We start from the raw sequence: 5,238 nt of genomic DNA, 5'->3' as shown, positions 1-5,238 counted from the left end.
ACCGTACGGTTCCCGGACACCGGCCGCAGGGCGTGGTACCGGCAAGGACGGGCCGGACGAGGACGTCCCGCACGTCGGACGGGCACGGCCCCACGGGCCTTCCCGCGAGTCAGACGAGGACGGTCAGCGGGTCGTCGAGCACCGGCTGCCAGGCCAGTTCGGCCGCGCCCACCAGACTGTCGTGCGCGAGCGTGCACGGCAGGATCGGCACGCTGCCGCTGCGCCCCCACAAGCTGCGGTCGGCGACGACGGCCCGCAGACGCTCGGGGTCGGCTTCGAGCAGATCCCGATGGAGTCCCCCGAGGATGACCCGGTCGGGGTTGAGGATGTTGACGAGTCCCGCGAGCCCCAGCCCCAGCCGGTCGATGAGCGCCTCGGCGGCGCGGCGCACGTCCCCGTCCGCGTACTCCGTACGCAACAGGTCGCCCGCCTGCTTGAGCAGCGACTCCTCCGGGCCGGGCGGCCGGCCCGCCGCGAGAAGGAAGGCCAGCGGGTCCGCCTCGACGTCGAGGCAACCCCGGCCGCCGCAGTGGCACGCACGGCCCTCGGGGTTCACCGTGAGGTGTCCGACTTCGAGGGCCAGCCCCGAACTCCCGCTGTGCAGACGACCGTCGAGCACCAGAGCGCCGCCGACGCCCCGATGGCCGGTGGCCACGCAGAGCAGGTGCTGAGCGCCGCGCCCGGAGCCGTGCCGGTGTTCGGCGAGCGCCGCGAGGTTGACGTCGTTCCCGGTGAACACCGGCCCCTCGATGCCCGCCTCACGCACACAGGCGCGGAAGATCTCGCGCACCGGGGCACCGGCGGGCCATGCGATGTGTATCGGGTTCAGGGCCGTCCCCTCCGGTTCGGCCACCGCCGAGGGGACGGCGAGTCCCGCACCCACGCAGCGCAGCCCGCTGCCGCGCAGCAGTTGCGCACCGGCCTCGACCACCTCGCCGAGCACTTGCGCAGGGTCGGCCATGACGGTGCCGCAGCCCGGCGCGGTGGCGACGATCCTGCCACCGAGACCGACCAGCGCCGCACGGAAGCCGTCGGAGTGCACTTGGGCGGCGAGTACGACGGGCCCGGTCTCGCGCACCGACAGCCGGTGCGAGGGGCGGCCCTGCGAGCCGGCGGCCGAACCGGGGCTGGAGTCGACCCTGATGAGCCCCAGCGCCTCCAGCTCGGCCGCGACCGCACCGGCGGTGGCGCGGGTGACGCCCAGTTCGGAGGTCAGCACGGCACGCGTGGGCGCACGCCCCGTGTGCACCAGTTCCAGGGCCGGCCCGAGCGCGCTGCGGCCCCTCTCCAGCTTCGTCCGCGTGGTGGACACCTTGCCGTTCATGGGGGCGAGTCTCCCACGATCCCGAGGCGTCCCTGACGCTTCGGCACCCGCTCACGACGTGCTCCGGGTCACGTCCGCATCCGTCTTGTGCCCGTCCCGGGCGCGCCCCTATGCTGACTTTGTGCCGCACCTAAACAAACTGCGGACGGTCCGGGCGGGGGAGCATGGCGGAGACACCGCCCCACCCTCCGCGGACCGGCTCCGCACCGCGCTGACCGCGTTCTTCGCTCTCGACGGTTTCCTCTTCGCAGGCTGGGTCGTCCGCATCCCGGCCATCAAGCACCACATCGGCGCCTCCGCCTCCTCGCTCGGGCTCGCCCTGCTGGGCGTCTCGGCGGGCGCGGTGATCACGATGGTCCTCACCGGCCGGCTCTGCCACCGCTTCGGCAGCCACCGGGTCGGCGTCTGGTGCGGCATCCTGCTCTCCCTGAGCATCGCCCTGCCCGCGCACGCCGGTTCGGCGCTCACGCTCGGGCTGCTGCTCCTGGTCTTCGGTGCCGCCTACGGCGGGATGAACGTCGCCATGAACAGTGCGGCGGTGGACCTCGTCGCGGCCATCCGCCGTCCCGTACTGCCCAGCTTCCACGCCGCGTTCAGCTTCGGCGGCATGGCCGGAGCGGGCATCGGCGGTATCGCCGCGAGCCACCTCTCCCCCGTCGCCCACCTGACCCTGCTCGCCGCGACCGGCCTGCTGGTCACCGCGGTCATGGGGCCGGTCATGCTCCGCAACACCCCGGACGCCCCGGCCACCGCGCCTTCCGCGCCGGACGACCGCGATCCGTCTTCCCCCCGTATGAGCCCGGCCGTCCGCCGGGTGGTCTTCCTGTTCGGCGTGATCGCGCTCTGCACCGCGTACGGCGAGGGGGCACTCGCGGAGTGGAGCGCGCTGCACCTGTCCCAGGACCTGCACGCCACACCGGGCACCGCGGCTGCCGGGTATTCACTGTTCGCCCTGGCCATGGGAGTTGGCCGACTCACCGGCACGACCTTGCTGGAACGTTTCGGCCAGACGCGGACGCTGGTCCTGGGCGGTACGGGGGCAGCGGCCGGGATGCTGCTGGGATCGCTCGCCCCCACGGTTCCGCTCGCGCTCGCCGGCTTCGCCGTGACAGGGCTCGGACTGGCCAACATCTTCCCGGTCGCGGTCGGCAGGGCGGGCGCGCTGGCAGGTCCCGGCGGTGTCGCCGCGGCGTCCACTCTCGGCTACGGCGGCATGCTGGTCGGACCGCCCGTCATCGGTTTCCTCGCGGACTGGCTCTCGCTGCCGATGGCGCTGACGACGGTGGCCCTGCTCGCCGCGGCGGCTGCCGCGCTCGGATACGCCTCCCGCACCGCGGCGCCGCACGCCTGAAAGCCTGTCGGCCGCCCCCCGGCGGAGCGGCGGGCACGGTCCGGTGCGCGCCGTGTCGTCTTCGCCGTCGAGACCCTGCACGCCGACCGCGACGGAGATCTGCTCAGAACGGCGGCGAACGAACTGCGGGACCCGCTGACTCCGCACGCCGGACAGGCCGCCGTGCACTGGCTCGGGGCCGGCCCGGCACAACTCCGGTTCAGCGTCTGAGACTTCCTCGGACGACGGGGGCGGCCACCCCCTGCCCCTGCCACAATCTGCAGCATGGACATGCCCGAACAGATCACGCAGCTCGACGAAGAAGGCCGACTGCTCACGACGGCGGCCGCGAAGACGGGGACAAGCGCTCCGGTGCCGACCTGCCCGGGCTGGCGCGTGCGCGACCTGCTGCGCCACACCGGCACGGTGCACCGCTGGGCGACGGCGTTCGTCGTCGAGGGGCACACCGACTTCGTCGCCGAGCAGGACGAACCCGATCTGGACGGGGAGGAGTTGCTCGCCTGGTTCAGCGAAGGGCACCGGGCACTGGTCGCCGCGCTGGAAGCCGCTCCGCGCGACCTCACCTGCTGGACATTCATGCCGGCGGCCTCCGGATCGGCGTTCTGGGCGCGCCGGCAGCTGCACGAGACGACGGTGCACCGGCTGGACGCCGAGTCGGCGCTCGGGACGCCGTACTCCCCGGTGGACACGGTCCGCGCGCTCGACGGAATCGACGAGTTGCTGGTCGGCTTCCACGCCCGCACCAAGAGCCGGGTTCGCACCGAAGACCCTCGAACCCTGCGGGTGCACGCGGTCGACGCGGACGCGGCCTGGACGGTACGGCTCTCGGCCGGACCGCCGCAGGCCGTACGCGACGACGGCCGCGAGGCCGCGGTGGACTGCGTGCTGAGCGGCAGCGCGGAAGCCCTCTACGCGACGCTGTGGAACCGTCTGCCGCTCTCCTCCGTCACCGTCGGCGGCGACGGGTCCGTGGCGCGGCTCTGGACGGAGAACTCCGCCGTCATCTGACGGCCCGGGAGCAGCGGCGGGGAGGCCGCCCGTCTCCCCCGGTGACGTCGCGCACCCCGTGGGCGGGGCCTCCCGGCAACCGGTGCGGCCGTGTACCGCGAAGGCCCCGACCGGTCGACCGAGGTCGGTTTCCGCGCGGCGCTCCCGAGCCGGACCCGGATACGGGAAGCGGCTGAGCGTTCACCCTTCGGCCGGCTCCCCGGGTGCCGTGAGACCGACCGAGCGGGCGAGCGAGTCAGCCGCCTGACGGAACAGCGCCTCCCGGTCCGCCACGACCCCGTTGAACTGGCCGAAGACCTCGAAGGAGACCAGCCCGAAGAGCTGGGCCCAGGCGATGACGAGCGCTGCGGCGTTGGCCGGAGGCAGGTCCGGGGCCAGTTCGGCCGCCATCCGGACCGCCTCGGGGCGCAGCGCGGCGGAGAGCGGCGGGGTGGTGACGCCCCCGGCCCGGTGGGCCTCGCGGACGAGGCCGATGAGGACGAGTCCGACCCGGGAAGCCGGGGCGACGGTGTCCTGGGGTGCCACGTAGCCGGGTACGGGCGAGCCGTGGATCAGGGCGTACTCGTGGGGGTGCGTGAGAGCCCATTCCCGTACGGCGCGGGCGGCGGCCGTCCAAGCGGCGGCGGGGGAGCCGTCCGGGCGGGCGGTGGCGTCGCGGGCCGCCGTTTCGGCGGCTTCACCGACGGCGTCGTAGGCGTCGACGATCAGTGCCGTCAGCAGTTCGTCGCGGCTGGGGAAGTAGCGGTAGAGCGCGGAGGAGACCATGCCGAGCTCGCGGGCGACGGCGCGCAGCGAGAGCCTGGAAGCACCCTCCGCCGCGAGCTGCACCCTCGCCTCGTCCTTGATGGCGGCCGTGATCTCGGTACGGGCGCGTTCCCTGGCCCCCTTGATGGCACTCATGGAGCCCATTCTGCCATGCGAACGGAACACCGGACAGAAACGAGAGCACCGCTCTTGCGAAGTCGCTTCCGGAGATGCACACTGATCTCAACAGAGAGCACCGCTCTCGAAAGGTTCGAAGAAGCCGGACCACTTCGCGTTCAGGGACTGGGGACACCATGTCGCAGGCACAGCCGTACTACTTCAGAGCCGGTGCGATCGGCACCCGATTCAACGGCGTGGTCGGGTGGCTCGCCCGACATGGTCTCAGCCTCCTCGGCACGGCGGAGATGTCCGTCCGGGGGCGCAAGAGCGGCAAGATGCAGCGGGTCCCGGTGAATCCGCACGTCCACGACGGCGAGCAGTACCTGGTCTCGGCCCGTGGCCACTCCCAGTGGGTGCGCAACATGCGGGCGGCCGGCGGCGGCGAGCTGAGGGTGGGGCGAAGGACGCGCGCCTTCACCGCGGTGGAGATCGCGGACGACGCGCAGAAGGTACGCGTCGTCCGCGCCTACCTGAAGCGCTGGGGCTGGGAGGTGAACCAGTACTTCCAGGGCATCACCGCCGCATCGACGGACGCGGAGCTCCTGGCGGCCTGCCCCGACCACCCGGTCTTCCGGATCACCGTCGAGGAGCGCGGAGCCTGACGGGTCGTACGTGCCACCGGTATGGAGAC

Annotated in this window: 5 protein-coding genes; 3 read left to right on the top strand and 2 right to left on the bottom strand. The window is 72.9% G+C overall.

What is annotated here, in order from left to right:
* Nucleotides 1-109: 109 nt before the first annotated feature.
* Nucleotides 110-1,324 (bottom strand): ROK family protein, encoded by a 1,215-nt coding sequence (locus ACFWEP_RS31170; protein ID WP_387375125.1) that lies wholly within the window; start codon nucleotides 1,322-1,324, stop codon nucleotides 110-112.
* Between the two features lie 121 nt (nucleotides 1,325-1,445).
* Here ACFWEP_RS31170 and ACFWEP_RS31165 point away from each other — a divergent pair, with 121 nt between their 5' ends.
* Nucleotides 1,446-2,675 (top strand): MFS transporter, encoded by a 1,230-nt coding sequence (locus tag ACFWEP_RS31165; protein ID WP_387375123.1) that lies wholly within the window; start codon nucleotides 1,446-1,448, stop codon nucleotides 2,673-2,675.
* Between the two features lie 264 nt (nucleotides 2,676-2,939).
* Nucleotides 2,940-3,683, top strand: coding sequence for a maleylpyruvate isomerase family mycothiol-dependent enzyme (locus ACFWEP_RS31160; protein ID WP_387375121.1), 744 nt, complete (start codon nucleotides 2,940-2,942; stop codon nucleotides 3,681-3,683).
* 180 nt (nucleotides 3,684-3,863) lie between these two features.
* Here the strand turns inward: ACFWEP_RS31160 and ACFWEP_RS31155 are convergent, their stop codons facing one another.
* A complete protein-coding gene (locus tag ACFWEP_RS31155) occupies nucleotides 3,864-4,583 on the bottom strand; it encodes a TetR/AcrR family transcriptional regulator (protein ID WP_387375119.1) in 720 nt (239 codons plus the stop codon).
* A 158-nt stretch (nucleotides 4,584-4,741) separates the two neighbouring features.
* Between ACFWEP_RS31155 and ACFWEP_RS31150 the strand changes: the two genes are divergently transcribed.
* Nucleotides 4,742-5,209, top strand: coding sequence for a nitroreductase family deazaflavin-dependent oxidoreductase (locus ACFWEP_RS31150; protein WP_387375117.1), 468 nt, complete (start codon nucleotides 4,742-4,744; stop codon nucleotides 5,207-5,209).
* Nucleotides 5,210-5,238 lie beyond the last annotated feature (29 nt).

The sequence above is a fragment of the Streptomyces sp. NPDC060198 genome (genome assembly GCF_042728415.1).
GTDB lineage: Bacteria > Actinomycetota > Actinomycetes > Streptomycetales > Streptomycetaceae > Streptomyces.
This window is presented reverse-complemented; position numbering and strand designations above follow the sequence as displayed.